The sequence below is a fragment of the Luteimonas terrae genome, from assembly GCF_031457535.1.
In the GTDB taxonomy this organism is placed as follows: domain Bacteria; phylum Pseudomonadota; class Gammaproteobacteria; order Xanthomonadales; family Xanthomonadaceae; genus Luteimonas; species Luteimonas terrae_A.
The window spans coordinates 155234-171043 of record NZ_JAVDWO010000005.1 but is presented as its reverse complement, the minus strand read 5'-3'; the positions used below and the strand labels follow the sequence as shown (position 1 = coordinate 171043).

The window sequence follows — 15810 nt, the reverse complement described above, 5'->3', positions numbered from 1 at the left end:
TCAGTCGTTGACGAAGCGCACGCGGCGGGTGATGCCGCAGGTCAGTGCATAAGAGATCGTGCCGGCCGCTTCGGCCACGGTCTCCACCGGCAAGGCATCGCCCCACAGCACGACCGGATCGCCAGCGCGTGCGTCGGGCTGGCCGCGCAGGTCGATCGTCATCAGGTCCATCGACACGCGCCCCGCCACGCGCGCCATGCGGCCATTCACCAGCACTGGCGTGCCAGCCGGCGCGAGTCGCGGATAGCCGTCGCCGTAGCCGACCGCGGCCACGCCGACCGGCATGTCCTCGGGTGCTTCCCAGGTTGCCGAATAGCCGATGCGCTCGCCCTTGCTCACGCGATTGACCGCGAGCAGACGTGTCTCGAACGTCATTGCAGGACGCAGGCCGAACGAAGCGCCACTGCGGCCGGTGACCACCGACATGCCGTACAGCGCGCCGCCCGGGCGGATCCAGTCGCCGCAGGCATCAGGCCAGCCGAGCACGGCCGCTGAATTTGCGAGCGAACGCGGGCCCTCGAGACCTTCGGTCGCGGCGACGAACGCGCGCATCTGCGCCGGCGTCTGCAAACCGTTCGGCGCCTGCATGTCGAACTCGTCGGAACTGGCGAAGTGCGTCATCAGCACGATGTCGCCGGTGACGCCACGTGCCGCACGCAGGCGCGCATGCGCGTCGCGGACGTGGTCGGGCGCGAAGCCGAGCCGGTGCATGCCGGTGTCGATCTTGAGCCAGACGCGGATCGGCGCGCCGTCGGTCTGCTCGAGCAGGTCGAGCTGCGCCGCGTGATGCACGATTGCCTCGGCGCGCAGGGCGCGCAGTTGGTCGAGATCGTCCGGGTTGTCGAATCCCGACAGCACGAGAATCGGCTGTTCGAGTCCGGCATCGCGTATGCGCGCGGCGTCCTCGATCGCGGCGACACCGAACGCATCGGCTTCGCGCAGCGCACGCGCGGCGGTCTCCAGTCCGTGTCCGTAGCCGTCGGCCTTGACCATGGCCATCAGCCGCCGCCCCGGCGCCCGCGCGCGCATCGCGCCCAGGTTATGGCGCAAGGCGTCGGTGTGGATGGTGGCGGTGATGGGGCGGGCCATGCGAAGCGCAGCGACTGGAGGGCCGTCTATTGTGCCCGCGCCGCGGCCCGCACGCTGGACGCGCAGGTGAACCGCGGCGTTACTCGAAGCTGCCGATCGAATCGTGCGAGAGGTTGTCGAAGCGTGTGTACTCGCCGAAGAACTTGAGCTTCACCGAGCCCGTCGGACCACTTCGCTGCTTGCCGATGATGATCTCGGCCAGGCCTTTGTCCGGCGAGGTTTCCTTGTTGTAGTAATCGTCGCGGTAGATGAAGACGATGATGTCGGCGTCCTGCTCGATCGCGCCGGATTCGCGCAGGTCGGCCATCACCGGGCGCTTGTCGGCGCGTGTTTCCAGCGAGCGGTTGAGCTGCGAGAGCGCCATCACCGGCACGTTGAGCTCCTTGGCCAGCCCCTTGAGCGAGCGCGAGATCTCCGAGATCTCGGTCGCGCGGTTCTCGCTGTTGCCCGGCACCGACATCAGCTGCAGGTAATCGATGACGATCAGGCCCAGATCGTGCTCACGTTTGAGGCGGCGGCACTTCGCGCGCAGCACGTCGGGACCGAGGCCCGGCGTGTCGTCGATGAAGATCTTGGTTTCCTTGAGCATGCGGATCGCGCTGCTGACCCGGCTCCAGTCCTCGTCCTCGAGCGCGCCGGTGCGCAGGCGCGTGGCGTTGATGCGGCCGTTGGAGGAAATCAGGCGCAGCGCGAGCTGGCTGGCCGACATTTCCATCGAGAACACGCCGACCGCCTTCTTGGTCTTGATCGCCGCGTATTCGGCGATGTTCAGCGCGAACGTCGTCTTGCCCATCGCCGGACGCGCGGCGAGGATGATCAGATCGGTCGGCTGCAGGCCGGCGGTCATCTCGTCGAATTCGGTGTAGCCGGTCGGCAGCCCGGTGACGCCGCCACCATTGGTATAGCGGGTCTGCAGCACATCGAAGGCGTCGGCCATCGCCTTGTTGATCGCGGTGAAGTCGGTGCGCCCCTGCGCGCCGGCCTCGGCGATCTTGAACACCTGCTGCTCGGCCTTGGCGAGGATCTCGCTGCTGTCGCGACCGTCGGGCTGGAAGCCGTCGTTGACGATCTCGGTACCCACTTCGATCAGTTGCCGGAGGACCGCCTTGTCGCGCACGATCTCCGCGTACGCACGGATGTTGGCCGCCGACGGCGTGGTGCTGGCGAGTTCGCCGAGATACGCGCCGCCGGCGACGAGCTCCGACAGGCCGTTGGACTCGAACCACTCGCCCAGCGTGACCGCATCGAAGGGCTTGCTCTTCTCGGACAGCTCCTGGATCGCGGCGTAGATCTTCTGGTGATCCCGGCGATAGAAGTCCTCCGGGACCAGCAGGTCCGCGATGCGGTCCAGTGCGTCGGGCACCAGCATCAGCCCGCCGAGGACCGCCTGCTCGGCCTCGACCGACTGCGGCGGCACGCGCAGCTGTTCGACGCGCGGATCGCTGCGTTCGTGGCGATCACGATCGCGATCGTTATTGCGGAAGTCGTTGCGTGCGGCCATGGGGATCGGTTTCGAAAGAACGGAATGCTGCAACTGGATGCTAGGTCCTGCGCCTGTGGACACGCGACCCCACAACCTGTGGATAAGATTTGGGGGTCGCCTGCGCGACAGGTTCGCCGATGGCGATCTCGCTGGCTGCGAACCGGGTTCCCTGGCTCGCACCCATCACGGAGAAAGCCTCCACCCTCACCCGCTCGGTCGACCGCTCCCCTAGGGAGAAGTGTCCGGCCTGTGCTGCACGGAACGGAGGAGAGTCCTCGAAGCTCACTCGCAGGCCACTGCACGCTTGCGAAGTCGACAGAGGCGCCAAAGCCCAAACAAAAACGGGCGCCTCGCGGCGCCCGTTTCAGGACAACCTGATCCGAAGGATCAGGCGACCTCACCTTCGATGACGACCTTCACGGTGGTCTCGGCGTCGGCGTGCAGGTGCACCACGACCTCGAACTCGCCGGTGTTGCGGAACGCGCCTTCGCCCAGCACGACTTCCGACTTGTTGACCGGCGTGACCGCCTTGGTCAGCGCATTGGCGATTTCGCGCGGGCCGACCGAGCCGTACAGCTTGCCTTCGGTCGACGCGTTGGCGTAGATCGTGACGCTGGCGCCTTCGAGCTTGGTCAGGCGCTGCTGCGCCTCGTCGAGCTGCGACTGGGCCTTGGCCTCGTACTCGGCGCGGCGCGCTTCGAACTCGGCGATGCTCTTGGTGGTGGCCGGCACGGCCTTGCCCTGCGGCACCAGGAAGTTGCGGCCGTAGCCCGGCTTCACGTTGACCTTGTCGCCAAGGTTGCCGAGGTTGGTGACCTTCTGCAGAAGAATCAGTTGCATGGTGTTGCTCCGTATCCGTTAGCGGCGCCGGAGCGCCGCAACGAGTGCTGTCCGAATCGGACGAGAACGCGTAAAGCCCGACGGGCTCAGACGTTGTGGTTGTCGGTGTACGGGATCAGCGCGAGGAAACGTGCGCGCTTGACGGCCGTGGCCAGCTGACGCTGGTAACGCGACTTCGTGCCGGTAATGCGGCTCGGTACGATCTTGCCGTTCTCGGTGAGGTTCTGGCGCAGGGTGTTGAGATCCTTGTAATCGATCTCCTTGACACCCTCGGCGGTGAACTTGCAGAACTTGCGGCGGCGGAAGAACTTGGACATGTGCGTGATCCTCAGGCGGCTTCGGCGGAGTTGTCGGACTTGTCGGTGTCGGCATCGGCATCGGCATCGCTGCCGCCAACCGAATCACCCTCGTCATCACGACGACGACGCTCGCTACGCTCGGGCTTGTCGCCCTTCTCGTCCTTGTTCTTCATGATCAGGGACTGCTCGGTGTCCGCCTCGTCGCGGCGCACCACCAGGTGACGCAGCACGGCGTCGTTGAAGCGGAACGCTTCGACGAGCTCATCGAGAGCGGCCTGGCCGACTTCGATGTTGACCATCACGTAGTGGGCCTTGACCAGGTTGTTGATCGGGTACGCCAGCTGGCGGCGGCCCCAGTCTTCAAGACGGTGGATCTTGCCTTCGGCACCTTCGATCAGCGACTTGTAGCGCTCGATCATCGCGGGCACCTGCTCGCTCTGGTCCGGATGGACCAGGAACACGACTTCATAATGACGCATGTTGGTTTCCTTTCGGATATCGACCGCGCTTTCGCGGCGGCCTGGATAGCCCCCCGTCCGCGGCGTAGCCGCACGGTGGGGCAAGGGTCTCCCGGCGACGATCGCCGCAGGGAGCCGGGCATTCTCACAGAAGCCGGCCGTGCGGGCAAGCAGGCCCGAGGTGCCGCCCCCGCACGGGTGCGCGCCGAGCGCGGTGCACATGCGCTGCGACACTCGGTCGCAGTCTCACGGACCTACGCGACGTGATGAAATGCGCGTGCCGGGGCGCAAGCCTTCCATCACCTCAGCCGGCGGCTTCACACCTTGATAAAACGCGCGCCGCCGCTGCGGCGCCGAGGACCCGTCCCCATGCAAGCCCTCTGCTTCCGCATCACGCACGCCTCCCGAGCGGAGACGTGCGTGCGTGGAACGGGGCGCGTCCGGTCAGCGCACCGTTTCGAGCGTACGGCTGAAGGCCAGCGCGCCCAGTGTCACCACGGCGCCCGACAGCAGGTAGTAACCGACGTACTCGAGGCCGAACTTGCTGCACAGGCCGAGCGCGACCAGCGGCGCGAAGCCGGCACCGACCAGCCACGCGATATCGGACGTCACCGCGGCGCCGGTGTAGCGGTAGATGCTTTCGAAGCGCGAGGCGATGGCGTTGCTCGCCTGGCCCAGCGACAGGCCCAGCAGTGCAAAGCCGACGATCACGTAGGTGGTGCGGCCGCCGGTGGTGTCACTGCCCAGCAGCGGCGCGGCGAAGAAGCTGAAGATACCGATCAGCACCGCTGCAATTCCCAGCTGTCCGCGCCGGCCCACGCGATCGGCGAGGACGCCCGACAGCATGATGCCCAGCCCGCCGACCACCGAGCCCAGGAACAGGCTGCCGAGGAAATCGGCGGCGTCGTGGTCGGTGTAGAGCGTGGTCCAGCTCAGCGGAAAGATCGTCACCAGATGGAACATCGCGTAGGTGGCCAGCGGGATCAGCGCACCGACGAACACCTGGCGGGGATGGGTGCGGATGGTTTCGATCACGCGCCGCGGCTGCAATTCCTTTTCGTCGAACAAACGCTTGAACTCCGGCGTGACCACCAGGCGCAGGCGCGCGAAGAGGGCGACCACGTTGAGCGCCAGCGCGACGAAGAACGGGAAACGCCAGCCCCAGGCCATGAAGTCTTCCTGGCTCAGCGCGCGCGTGAAGACATAGAACATGCCGCAGGCGAGCATGAAGCCGATCGCGGCGCCGAGCTGCGGCACCATCGCATACCAGCCACGGCGGTTGGCCGGGGCACTGAGCGACAGCAGCGACGGCAGGCCGTCCCAGGCGCCACCCCAACCCAGCCCCTGGCCGAAGCGGAACACCGCCAGCAGGACCGGTGCGAGCATCCCGACCTGCGCGTAGCTGGGCAGAAAGGCGATGGCCATCGTGGAACCGCACAGCAGGAACAGCGCGCCGATCAGCTTGGCCGCGCGGCTGAAGTTGCGGTCGATCGCCATGAAGATGATCGAACCGATCGGCCGGGCGATGAAGGCCAGCGAGAACACCGCGAACGATTTGAGCGTCGCCTGCACCGGATCGCTGTCGGGAAAGAACAGGTACGGAAATACCAGCACCGCGGCGATGCCATAGACGAAGAAGTCGAAGAACTCCGACGTCCGCCCCATGACCACCGGAAACGCGATTTTTCCTGGCGAGATATCCAGGCCATCGGATTCCGGTGCGTCGTCGAGGCCGGTGGTGGCCTGCTGTGCGGGTTCACTCATCTGCGCTCTCTCTCTCCGGTCGTTACAAAGGTTCGTTATGGGGGATAATGCACCGCATTGTGACCCCGAAACGGGCCCACCAGGCAAGGTGCGCAGCAGCAAGGTCCGGTGCCCCGCTACATCCCCACGCTAACGGCCGCGCCGTAGCGTCTCCGTCAAGTCGCTTCCCTCTCCCGTTGTCGTCGATCCCCCAATGAAATCCATCCTCCGAATCTCCGCGCTGCTGCTGGCAGTCATGCTGCTGTCGAGCTGCGACTGGGTCGTGATGTCACCGGCCGGCGATATCGCCGTCCAGCAGCGCGACCTGATCGTGCTGTCCACGGTCCTGATGCTGCTGATCATCGTGCCGGTGATCTTCCTGACGTTCTTCTTCGCCTGGAAATACCGGGAGTCGAACAAGGACGCGGAATACGCGCCCGAGTGGCACCACTCCACCCGTCTGGAGCTGGTGATCTGGTCGGCGCCGCTGGCGATCATCCTCGTGCTCGGCACGGTGACCTGGATCGCGACGCACAAACTCGACCCCTATCGCCCGCTCGATCGTATCGACGCGAACACGCCGCTCGCCGAGGGCGTCGAGCCGCTGGTCGTCGAAGTGGTCGCGATCGACTGGAAGTGGCTGTTCTTCTATCCCGAGCAGGGCATCGCCACGATCAATGAACTGGCTGCGCCGGTGAACACGCCGATCCAGTTCAAGCTCACGTCCTCGTCGATCATGAACTCGTTCTTCGTGCCGGCGCTCGCGGGCCAGATCTATGCGATGCCGGGCATGCAGACCCAGCTCAACGCCGTCATCAACAAGGAAGGCGTCTACAAGGGCTTCTCGGGCAATTTCAGCGGTGACGGCTTCTCGCACATGCACTTCAACTTCCACGGCCTGAGCCAGGACGGCTTCGACGCCTGGGTGGAGAAGGCGCGCGCCGAAGGCGTGGCGCTGGGCCGCGAGGAATACCTGGTGCTCGAGCGTCCGTCGGAGCGCGAGCCGGTGCGGTATTTCAACGATGTCGACCCGGCGCTGTACGAGGCGATCCTCAACATGTGCGTCGCACCCGGTTCGATGTGCGTGCACGAGATGGCGCATATCGACCGCAGCGGCGGCGGTGGCGTGGACAGCCAGGAGAACTACGCACGCCTGCGCTACGACAACCGCCACGCCGACGAGCCGTCCGCGGCGCCGGCAGCGACGTTCCCCGAGGCGGGCCGCGAGGCACGTGGCGACGAGCCGCAGGGTCACCAGCCGCGCGCCGTGTCGCCGGAAGAGGAGACGCCGGTCCCGACGCCGACCAACGAGGACGACGACGAAGGCGTGAAGCCGATCCCGCCGGGCCAGGCCCCGCAGCAGGAAGGCGCACCCGGCAAGCCGGACAACGACGGCGGCCGGACCGGCCGCTGATCGTCCGCACCGCACACACGCAATCAAGTACCAGGCAGGAACCCCATGTCCGCACCCCAGGACCAGCTCAACTCACCGTGGATCGGGCGACTCTCGCTCGATGCACTGCCGTTTCTCCATGACCCCGTCGTCGGCGTCACCTTCGTCGGCGTCGTGCTGGGCGGTATCGCCCTGCTCTTCCTGCTGACCAAGTACCGCCTCTGGGGGTATCTGTGGAAGGAATGGTTCACCAGCATCGACCACAAGAAAATCGGCATCATGTATTGCATCCTCGCAATCGTGATGCTGCTGCGCGGGTTCTCCGACGCGGTGCTGATGCGCGCGCACCAGGCGATGGCGGCGAGCGGCAGTGAGGGCTTCCTGCCACCGCACCACTACGATCAGATCTTCACCGCGCACGGCGTGATCATGATCTTCTTCGTGGCCATGCCGCTGGTGACGGGCCTGATGAACTACGTGGTGCCGCTGCAGATCGGCGCGCGCGACGTCTCGTTCCCGTTCCTCAACAACTTCAGCTTCTGGATGACCACCGCAGGCGCGGTGCTGATCATGATCTCGCTGTTCGTCGGCGAGTTCGCGCGCACCGGCTGGCTGGCCTATCCGCCGCTGTCGGGCGCCGATTACAGTCCGGGCACGGGCATGGACTACTACCTGTGGGGTCTACAGGTGGCGGGTGTCGGTACCACGCTGTCGGGCATCAACCTGATCGTGACCATCGTCAAGATGCGCGCGCCGGGCATGAAGCTCATGCGCATGCCGATCTTCACCTGGACCTCGCTCTGCACCAACATCCTGATCGTCGCCTCGTTCCCGATCCTCACGGCGACGCTGGCGCTGCTGACGATGGACCGTTACGTCGGCACGAACTTCTTCACGAACGATCTCGGCGGCAATCCGATGATGTACGTGAACCTGATCTGGATCTGGGGTCATCCGGAAGTCTATATCCTGATCCTGCCGGCCTTCGGCATCTTCTCCGAGGTCGTCGCGACGTACTGCGGCAAGCGTCTGTTCGGCTACACATCGATGGTCTACGCGACCGCGGTGATCACGATCCTGTCGTACCTGGTGTGGCTGCACCACTTCTTCACCATGGGCTCGGGCGCGAGCGTCAACGCGTTCTTCGGCATCACGACGATGATCATCTCGATCCCGACGGGCGCGAAGATCTTCAATTGGCTCTTCACGATGTACAAGGGCCGCATCCGCTTCGACGTGCCGATGCTGTGGACGGTCGGCTTCATGTTCACCTTCGTCATCGGTGGCATGACCGGCGTGCTGCTGGCCGTGCCGCCGGCGGACTTCGTGCTGCACAACAGCCTGTTCCTGGTCGCGCACTTCCATAACGTCATCATCGGCGGCGTGGTCTTCGGCCTGTTCGCCGGCATGGTGTACTGGTTCCCGAAGGCCTTCGGCTTCAAGCTCGACGAGTTCTGGGGCAAGGTCTCGTTCTGGTGCTGGCTGGTCGGTTTCTGGCTCGCGTTCACCCCGCTCTACATCATGGGTCTGATGGGCATCACCCGTCGCCTGAGCCAGTTCGAGGACACCTCGCTGTCGCTGTTCTTCATCATCGCGGCCGTCGGCGCAGCGCTGGTGGGCGCGGGCATCCTGGCCTTCCTGATGTCGATCGCGGTCGCGGTGAAGAACCGCAAGAAGCTCGCAGACACCACCGGCGATCCGTGGAACGGCCGCACGCTCGAGTGGGCCACTTCCTCGCCGCCGCCGAGCTACAACTTCGCGTTCACCCCGGTCATCCACGAGATCGATGCGTGGAATGACATGAAGAAGCACGGCTACCAGCGCCCGACGAGCGGCTTCGTGCCGATCCACATGCCCAAGAACACGGGCGCGGGCGTGGTGCTGTCGGCGATCAGTGTGGTTCTGGCCTTCGGCCTGGTGTGGCACATCTGGTGGCTGGCCGGCGTGTCGTTCGTGGGTCTGATCGTCGCGGCGATCTGGCACACCTTCAACTACGACCGCGAGTTCTACATCCCGGCCGATGAAGTCACGGCGACCGAGGATGCGCGCACCCGCGCGCTCGCACAGCAGGCACTCTGAACATGGCACACACGATTCAAACCGAGAGCGGGACCACCGAACGCGTCTACCACGTGATCGAGGATCCGCACGCCCACGACGACGGGCACGAGCACCATCCGGAAACCGGCACCAACCTCGGTTTCTGGATGTACCTGATGAGCGACTGCCTCATCTTCGCGATCCTGTTCGCGGTCCACGCGGTGCTCGGCCGCAACTACGCCGCCGGCCCGTCACCGGCCGACCTGTTCGACCTGAAGCTGATCCTGGTCGCGACGTTCATGCTGCTGTTCTCGTCGATCACCTACGGGTTCGCGATGCTGAACTCGTACAAGAACAACGTGCGCGGCACCATCCTGTGGCTGCTGGTCACAGGTCTGTTCGGCCTGGCGTTTCTGTGCATCGAACTCTACGAGTTCTATCACCTCGCCCATCTGGGTGCGACGCCGCAGCGCAGCGCGTTCCTGTCTTCGTTCTTCACCCTGGTCGGCACGCACGGCCTGCACGTGACCTTCGGCCTGATCTGGCTGGTGACGCTGGTCTTCCAGCTGAAGAAGCACGGCCTCAACGCCGCCAACAACCGCCGCCTGATGTGCCTGTCGATGTTCTGGCACTTCCTCGACGTGATCTGGATCGGCGTGTTCTCGTATGTGTATCTGATGGGAGTCGTGGGATGAGCACCGAGACCAACCACTCCGCGCACCACCCTGCCCACGAGTCGGCGCACGACGCGCACGGCCATGGCAGCATGCGCGACTACGTGATCGGCTTCGTCCTGTCGGTCATTCTCACCGTGATCCCGTTCTGGCTGGTCATGGGCGAGGTGCTGGAAAGCCGAGTCTGGACGGTCGCGCTGATCATGTTCTTCGGCGCCGTGCAGATCGTCGTGCACATGGTCTACTTTCTGCACATGAACCGGAAATCGGAAGGCGGCTGGATCCTGATGTCGCTGCTGTTCACCGGCATCATCATCGTCATCGCGCTGGTGGGTTCGCTGTGGGTCATGCACCACCTCGAGGCCAACATGATGCCGATGTCGCCCGAGCAGATGCGCGTCGCACCCTGACGCGCAGGCTGTCGTGAGCCAAGCATCCCGCGCCAGCGCACGCCCGGTCATACGCTGGGCGTTGCTGGTGTTCCTGATCGCCGCCACCGTGGGCTTCCTCGCCCTCGGTGCGTGGCAGGTGGAGCGGCTGCAATGGAAACGCGACCTGATCGCGCGCGTCGATGCGCGCGTGCACGCGCCGCCGGCCGAGTTGCCGGCGTCGTCGTTCCGGTCGGCGCTCGATCCCGCCGAGGACGAATACCGACGCGTCACCGCGACGGGCCGACTGCTGCATACGCAGGAAGTCGCGGTGTACGCGACGACCGAGCGTGGTCCCGGCTACTGGATCATGACGCCGCTGGTCACCGGCGACGGCACGGTCTGGATCAATCGCGGCTACGTCGACAACGCGCATCGCGCGCGTGAGACCCGCGCACGGCATGACGAGTCGGAGACGGTCAGCGTCACCGGCCTGCTCCGTCTGCCCGAGCAGCACGGCGTGTTCCTGCGGGCCAATGTGCCGGAGGAAGACCGCTGGTATACGCGCGCACCTGCGGAGTTTTCCGCCGCGCGTGATGTCGATGGCGTCGTCGCCCCGTTCTTCATCGACGCCCAGGACCGCATCGACACCGGCAACTGGCCCGTGCCGGGCCTGACGATGGTGCAGTTCCGCAACAACCACCTCAGCTATGCGCTGACCTGGTTCGGCATGGCGCTGCTGGGGTTGCTGGCGACGGTGTTCGTGCTGCGGAGCGAGTTCCGGCGGAAGCGGTAGGGTCTCGGCTTTTTTGAGGGTTCCGATTCGCGCGATTCAGTATCGGTGCGATCTGCGGCCCTCACCCCAACCCCTCTCCCGGAGGGAGAGGGGCTCAGATTCACGCGGCGGGCGCTTTTTGGTGTGCCGATTTGCACGCAGATGCAGCACTGCTCGAGCCGTGAGGGAGACTTAGCGCTTCAGCCCCTCTCCCCATGGGAGAGGGGTTGGGGTGAGGGCGGCAGGTAGACGCGAACACTCCGTCCAACACTTTCAAACCGATAGACGAACGCAACCGCGAAACGCAAGCACGCCCTACTCCGCCAAAGCTTCGCAGGCAGCCCGCTCTCATCCCAAAAGAAAAAAGCGGACACGTATCCGCCTCAGCGTCACGCGGCTACTTCGTCGGATCCGTGGTGAAACTCTCGCCACACCCGCACGCCGCGGCGGCATTCGGATTGCGGAACACGAATTCCTGGTTCAGGCCCTTCTGCGCGAAGTCGATCTCGGTGCCGTCGACGATCGGCTGGCTCTGCGCGTCGACGTAGATGCGCACACCTTCGTATTCGCTGATCGCATCGCCCGGCTGTTCTTCGCGGGCGATGTCGACGACATAGCCCCAACCCGAGCATCCGGTCCTGGTGACACCGAAGCGCAGACCGAGCGCGCCGGGGCTGGCCGCCAGGAAGCGGCGGGCACGTTCGAGGGCGGCGGGGGCAAGTGCGATTGACATGATGCGAGTGTACTCCCGTGGACCCGAACGCCCGCTGGCGGACGGAGCCGCCGGCGCGCAGTCCGGCTCCGGTAGACTGTGCTGCCGCGTGTTATCGGACCGGATTTCCAGGATTCAAGGCATGACCACGATCAGCGTCCAACAGGCCCTTGCCGGGCACATTCCAGAAGGCGGCGAAGTCACCGTCCGTGGCTGGGTCCGCACCCGCCGTGACTCCAAGGCCGGGCTGAGCTTCGTCAGCGTCAGCGACGGTTCGTGCTTCGCGCCGATCCAGGTCGTCGCCCCGGACACGCTCGGTAACTACGAATCGGAAGTGAAGCGCCTGACCGCGGGCTGCTCGGTGATCGCCACCGGCACGCTGGTGAAGTCGCAGGGCCAGGGCCAGAGCTACGAAATCCAGGCGCAGTCGCTGGAAGTCGTCGGCTGGGTCGAGGATCCGGAAACCTATCCGATCCAGCCCAAGGCGCATTCGCTGGAATTCCTGCGCGAGGTCGCGCATCTGCGCCCGCGTACGAACCTGTTCGGCGCCGTCACGCGCATCCGCCACTGCCTGGCGCAGGCGGCGCACCGCTACTTCCACGAGAACGGCTATTACTGGATCAATACGCCGATCGTGACCACGTCCGATGCCGAAGGCGCGGGCCAGATGTTCCGCATCTCGACGCTGGACCTGGCGAACCTGCCGATGCGCGAGGGCAAGGTCGACTTCAGCCGCGACTTCTTCGGCAAGGAAGCGTTCCTCACCGTGTCCGGCCAGCTCAATGTCGAGGCCTACTGCCTGGCGATGAGCAAGGTCTACACCTTCGGCCCGACCTTCCGCGCCGAGAACAGCCACACCACGCGGCACCTGGCCGAGTTCTGGATGATCGAGCCGGAGATCGCGTTCGCCGATCTCGCCGAGAACGCGCGCATCTCCGAGGAATTCCTCAAGTACCTGTTCCGCGCGGTGCTCGACGAGCGCGCCGACGATATGGCCTTCATCGCCGAGCGCGTGCAGAAGGACGCGATCACGCGTCTGGAAGCCTTCGTCAATGCGCCGTTCGAGCGCATCGAGTACACCGACGCGGTCGAGCTGCTGCGCAAGTCCGGGCACAAGTTCGAGTTCCCGGTCGAATGGGGCCTGGACCTGCAGACCGAGCACGAGCGCTGGCTGACCGAGCAGCACGTCGGTCGCCCGGTCGTGGTGACCAACTATCCCGAGCACATCAAGGCGTTCTACATGCGCCTCAACGACGACGGCAAGACCGTCGCGGCGATGGATGTGCTGGCACCGGGCATCGGCGAGATCATCGGCGGCGCGCAGCGCGAGGAGCGTCTCGACGTGCTCGACGCGCGCATGGACCAGTTCGGCCTCGATCGCGAGCACTACAGCTGGTACCGCGATTTCCGCCGTTACGGCACCGTTCCGCACGCCGGCTTCGGCCTCGGCTTCGAACGCCTGATCGTCTACATCTGCGGCCTGTCCAACATCCGCGACGCGATTCCGTATCCGCGCGCACCGGGACAGGCGGAGTACTGAGGAGCCGGGATGACCGGACATGCGTCCGTTGAAAGCCGGGATTGGGGATTGGTGATTCGGAAGAGCGGATCACTGACGTCATCACGAATCCAGACCGAGGAGGCGTACTTGCTTTTCCGAATCCCCAATCCCACATCCCGAATCCCGATCACGCAGTGATTCTCTTCCTCGCCTTGTGCTTCTTCGGTGTCGCGATCGGCGGGTTCACCGCGTTCGTGATCTTCTGGCCCTTGTCGCTAGTGCATCTGCGCGACCGCCACCCGGCGGTGCGCGCCCGCTTCGGTGAGAACGCGTTCGTGCAGCCGGCAGCGCTCCGCTGGCTGCTGGGCGGTGCCTACTACGAAGTGCCCGACCGGCAGTTCACGGGCCTGGCGACGCCGGCCCGCATTTCATTGATGGTGATCCTCGGTGCGCTCACGGCTTCGGCCGTGCTGTGGCTCTGGTCGATCGCCCCCTGACCCGGAGTTCCGTTTTATGACCCACGACCAGTGGTGGCTCGCGTCCATCGGCCGCACCGTGATCTGGGCGCGCCTGCGCGTGCTTGATGCCGGCGTTGCCGAAGTGCTCGACAGCGACGGCAACACCCTCGTCTACGACAGTGAGGACACCGCGCGCGGCATGCTGCTCGACGCCGAGTTCGTCGAATGGGACGGCCTCGATCCCGAGGACGCGCTCGAGCGTGGCTTCGCGATCGACGAGATCGCACCGCCGCAGGCCGACGACGATGCCCAGCTGCGCGAGCGCATGGTGCAGTCGCTCGGCAAGCGCGTCTGAAACCAGGCAGACGACGATGTACACGCCGCGCGCCTTCGCTGTCGATGATCTGCAGGCGCTGGACGCGTTGTTCGCGCGCGATGCTTTCGCCACGCTGGTGACGACGGGTGACGATGGCGCGCCGCTCGCCAGCCAGTTGCCGGTGCTGTACCGCCGCGACGGCGACACGCTGCACATCGAAGGCCACTGGGCGCGACCGAATCCGCAGGCGTCGCACTACAGCCCCGCGCTGATGATCGTCCACGGGCCGCACGCCTACGTGTCGCCGGGCTGGTATCCGGACAAGGAAGCGGCTGCGCGCGTACCCACCTGGAACTATGCGACGGCGCACCTGCGCGGCCGGCTCGAGCGCTTCGACGATGAATCCGCATTGGTCGATCTGGTCACGCGCACCAGCGATGTTTTCGAGGCCCGCGTCGGCGGCGAGTGGCGCTTCGAGTCCGACGACGATCGCCAGCGCCGGCAACTGCGCGGCATCGTCGGCTTCCGCTTCCATGTCGATGCGGTCGAGATCAAGCACAAGCTCAGCCAGAACCACCCGGCCGCCAACCGCAGTGCGGTCGCCGAGGCGCTGTCTGCCGGCGACACGAACGCACGCGAGATCGCCGCGATGATGCGTGCGATCGAACCCTGATTCCGCTTCGGAGCCCCGCATGGACCTCGATCTCACCGGCCGTCACGCCCTCGTCTGCGGCGCCTCCGAAGGCATCGGCCGCGCCACCGCGCTCGAACTCGCCCAGCTCGGCGCCAGCGTGACCGTACTCGCGCGCCGCATGGATGCACTGCGGGCGGTGGTCGATGCGCTGCCCAAGGCGCAGGGCCAGACGCATCACGCGCTGGCCGTGGATATGGACGATACGGACGGCTTGCGCGAGGCGATCACCGGGCACGTGGCCGCGCATCCGGTGCAGATCCTGGTCAACAACACCGGCGGCCCGGCAGGCGGTACGGCGCACGAGGCCGCGCTCGATACATTCGAAGCCGCGTTCCGTCGCCATCTGATCGGCGGGCAGGTACTGATGCAGGCGCTGCTGCCCGCGATGCGCGCCGCGCACTGGGGCCGCATCGTCAACGTCGTCTCGACCTCGGTGCGCGAACCCATCGCCGGCCTGGGCGTGTCGAACACCGTGCGCGGCGCGGTCGCCAGCTGGGCCAAGACGCTGTCGCGCGAACTCGCGCCCGACGGCATTACCGTCAACAACGTATTGCCGGGCTACACCCGCACCGGCCGGATCGACCAGGTGGTCGCCGACCGCGTCCGCCGCACCGGGCAGGACGAGGACGCGGTGCTGGCCTCGATGCGCGCGAGCGTGCCCGCCGGCCGCTTTGCGGAGCCGTCCGAGACCGCAGGTGTCATCGCGTTTCTGTGTTCGCCGGCAGGAGCCTACGTCACCGGCGTCAGCCTGCCGGTCGATGGCGGAAGAATGGCATCAATCTGAGCGGCGCACGCGCTTCGCGCGCGATCGACCCCGCCGAAAACTCACGCGAGACCTGTTGAGCGCTGCTGCTCATGGAGATCGGGTGGCAGGGAAATCCTGCGCATCTCGTGCGCTCGAAGCGCAGTAAGCAATGACCTCATGAGGGCTGCCCTGCTCCGGCCACGCGCACTTCAGGGCTTCTGA

The 15810-nt window shown here is 65.7% G+C and carries 17 protein-coding genes; 10 read left to right on the top strand and 7 right to left on the bottom strand.

Annotated elements, in window-relative coordinates; genetic code table 11:
- The 6 genes from alr to J2W68_RS07690 form a co-directional block, all read right to left on the bottom strand.
- Positions 1-1089, bottom strand: a complete 1089-nt coding sequence (gene alr / locus J2W68_RS07715; RefSeq protein ID WP_310234269.1) for an alanine racemase — start codon at positions 1087-1089, stop codon at positions 1-3.
- 79 nt (positions 1090-1168) lie between these two features.
- Entirely contained in the window at positions 1169-2590 is a 1422-nt protein-coding gene (locus J2W68_RS07710) for a replicative DNA helicase (RefSeq protein WP_310234267.1), read from the bottom strand.
- 369 nt (positions 2591-2959) lie between these two features.
- Positions 2960-3412 (bottom strand): 50S ribosomal protein L9, encoded by a 453-nt coding sequence (rplI, locus tag J2W68_RS07705; protein WP_310154188.1) that lies wholly within the window; start codon positions 3410-3412, stop codon positions 2960-2962.
- 86 nt (positions 3413-3498) lie between these two features.
- Positions 3499-3729 (bottom strand): 30S ribosomal protein S18, encoded by a 231-nt coding sequence (rpsR, locus tag J2W68_RS07700; protein WP_096208774.1) that lies wholly within the window; start codon positions 3727-3729, stop codon positions 3499-3501.
- A gap of 11 nt (positions 3730-3740) precedes the next feature.
- Positions 3741-4190 carry a 30S ribosomal protein S6 gene (gene rpsF / locus J2W68_RS07695; RefSeq protein WP_310234265.1) on the bottom strand — a complete coding sequence of 150 codons (450 nt, stop codon included), beginning with the start codon at positions 4188-4190 and terminating at the stop codon, positions 3741-3743.
- A gap of 423 nt (positions 4191-4613) precedes the next feature.
- A complete protein-coding gene (locus J2W68_RS07690; RefSeq protein ID WP_310234264.1) occupies positions 4614-5933 on the bottom strand; it encodes an MFS transporter in 1320 nt (439 codons plus the stop codon).
- 193 nt (positions 5934-6126) lie between these two features.
- Here J2W68_RS07690 and cyoA point away from each other — a divergent pair, with 193 nt between their 5' ends.
- The 5 genes from cyoA to J2W68_RS07665 are packed head-to-tail and all read left to right on the top strand — an operon-like array spanning position 6127 to position 11183.
- Positions 6127-7326, top strand: a complete 1200-nt coding sequence (gene cyoA, locus J2W68_RS07685) for a ubiquinol oxidase subunit II (protein WP_310234261.1) — start codon at positions 6127-6129, stop codon at positions 7324-7326.
- A gap of 45 nt (positions 7327-7371) precedes the next feature.
- A complete protein-coding gene (gene cyoB, locus J2W68_RS07680) occupies positions 7372-9384 on the top strand; it encodes a cytochrome o ubiquinol oxidase subunit I (RefSeq protein ID WP_310234260.1) in 2013 nt (670 codons plus the stop codon).
- 2 nt (positions 9385-9386) lie between these two features.
- A complete protein-coding gene (gene cyoC / locus J2W68_RS07675) occupies positions 9387-10040 on the top strand; it encodes a cytochrome o ubiquinol oxidase subunit III (protein ID WP_310234256.1) in 654 nt (217 codons plus the stop codon).
- Entirely contained in the window at positions 10037-10429 is a 393-nt protein-coding gene (gene cyoD, locus J2W68_RS07670) for a cytochrome o ubiquinol oxidase subunit IV (RefSeq protein ID WP_345784582.1), read from the top strand. The genes cyoC and cyoD overlap by 4 nt, the downstream gene beginning before the upstream one ends.
- A 13-nt stretch (positions 10430-10442) precedes the next feature.
- Complete coding sequence (locus J2W68_RS07665; RefSeq protein WP_310234253.1) at positions 10443-11183, top strand: SURF1 family protein; 741 nt, start codon at positions 10443-10445, stop codon at positions 11181-11183.
- Positions 11184-11559: 376 nt separating this feature from the next.
- Here the strand turns inward: J2W68_RS07665 and J2W68_RS07660 are convergent, their stop codons facing one another.
- Positions 11560-11895, bottom strand: coding sequence for a HesB/IscA family protein (locus J2W68_RS07660; RefSeq protein WP_310234251.1), 336 nt, complete (start codon positions 11893-11895; stop codon positions 11560-11562).
- A 121-nt stretch (positions 11896-12016) separates the two neighbouring features.
- On the opposite strand from J2W68_RS07660, the gene asnS reads away from it, so the two are divergent.
- From asnS to J2W68_RS07635, 5 genes are all read left to right on the top strand, one after another.
- Positions 12017-13414, top strand: coding sequence for an asparagine--tRNA ligase (gene asnS, locus J2W68_RS07655; protein ID WP_310234249.1), 1398 nt, complete (start codon positions 12017-12019; stop codon positions 13412-13414).
- Positions 13415-13569: 155 nt separating this feature from the next.
- A complete protein-coding gene (locus J2W68_RS07650) occupies positions 13570-13872 on the top strand; it encodes a hypothetical protein (protein WP_310234246.1) in 303 nt (100 codons plus the stop codon).
- Between the two features lie 16 nt (positions 13873-13888).
- Positions 13889-14188, top strand: a complete 300-nt coding sequence (locus J2W68_RS07645; protein ID WP_310234243.1) for a hypothetical protein — start codon at positions 13889-13891, stop codon at positions 14186-14188.
- A gap of 16 nt (positions 14189-14204) precedes the next feature.
- A complete protein-coding gene (locus J2W68_RS07640) occupies positions 14205-14822 on the top strand; it encodes an FMN-binding negative transcriptional regulator (protein ID WP_310234240.1) in 618 nt (205 codons plus the stop codon).
- A 19-nt stretch (positions 14823-14841) separates the two neighbouring features.
- Positions 14842-15627, top strand: coding sequence for an SDR family NAD(P)-dependent oxidoreductase (locus J2W68_RS07635; protein WP_310234237.1), 786 nt, complete (start codon positions 14842-14844; stop codon positions 15625-15627).
- The last annotated feature ends 183 nt before the right edge of the window (positions 15628-15810 follow it).

Excerpts from the sequence above, each read along its gene's own strand:
- J2W68_RS07710 (WP_310234267.1), bottom strand. The coding sequence starts at position 2,590 with ATGGCCGCACGCAACGACTTCCGCAATAACGATCGCGATCGTGATCGC.
- J2W68_RS07645 (WP_310234243.1), top strand. The coding sequence starts at position 13,889 with ATGACCCACGACCAGTGGTGGCTCGCGTCCATCGGCCGCACCGTGATC.
- J2W68_RS07690 (WP_310234264.1), bottom strand. The coding sequence starts at position 5,933 with ATGAGTGAACCCGCACAGCAGGCCACCACCGGCCTCGACGACGCACCG.
- rplI (WP_310154188.1), bottom strand. The coding sequence starts at position 3,412 with ATGCAACTGATTCTTCTGCAGAAGGTCACCAACCTCGGCAACCTTGGC.
- cyoD (WP_345784582.1), top strand. The coding sequence starts at position 10,037 with ATGAGCACCGAGACCAACCACTCCGCGCACCACCCTGCCCACGAGTCG.
- J2W68_RS07635 (WP_310234237.1), top strand. The coding sequence starts at position 14,842 with ATGGACCTCGATCTCACCGGCCGTCACGCCCTCGTCTGCGGCGCCTCC.
- asnS (WP_310234249.1), top strand. The coding sequence starts at position 12,017 with ATGACCACGATCAGCGTCCAACAGGCCCTTGCCGGGCACATTCCAGAA.
- J2W68_RS07660 (WP_310234251.1), bottom strand. The coding sequence starts at position 11,895 with ATGTCAATCGCACTTGCCCCCGCCGCCCTCGAACGTGCCCGCCGCTTC.
- cyoA (WP_310234261.1), top strand. The coding sequence starts at position 6,127 with ATGAAATCCATCCTCCGAATCTCCGCGCTGCTGCTGGCAGTCATGCTG.
- J2W68_RS07640 (WP_310234240.1), top strand. The coding sequence starts at position 14,205 with ATGTACACGCCGCGCGCCTTCGCTGTCGATGATCTGCAGGCGCTGGAC.
- cyoB (WP_310234260.1), top strand. The coding sequence starts at position 7,372 with ATGTCCGCACCCCAGGACCAGCTCAACTCACCGTGGATCGGGCGACTC.
- cyoC (WP_310234256.1), top strand. The coding sequence starts at position 9,387 with ATGGCACACACGATTCAAACCGAGAGCGGGACCACCGAACGCGTCTAC.
- rpsF (WP_310234265.1), bottom strand. The coding sequence starts at position 4,190 with ATGCGTCATTATGAAGTCGTGTTCCTGGTCCATCCGGACCAGAGCGAG.
- rpsR (WP_096208774.1), bottom strand. The coding sequence starts at position 3,729 with ATGTCCAAGTTCTTCCGCCGCCGCAAGTTCTGCAAGTTCACCGCCGAG.
- alr (WP_310234269.1), bottom strand. The coding sequence starts at position 1,089 with ATGGCCCGCCCCATCACCGCCACCATCCACACCGACGCCTTGCGCCAT.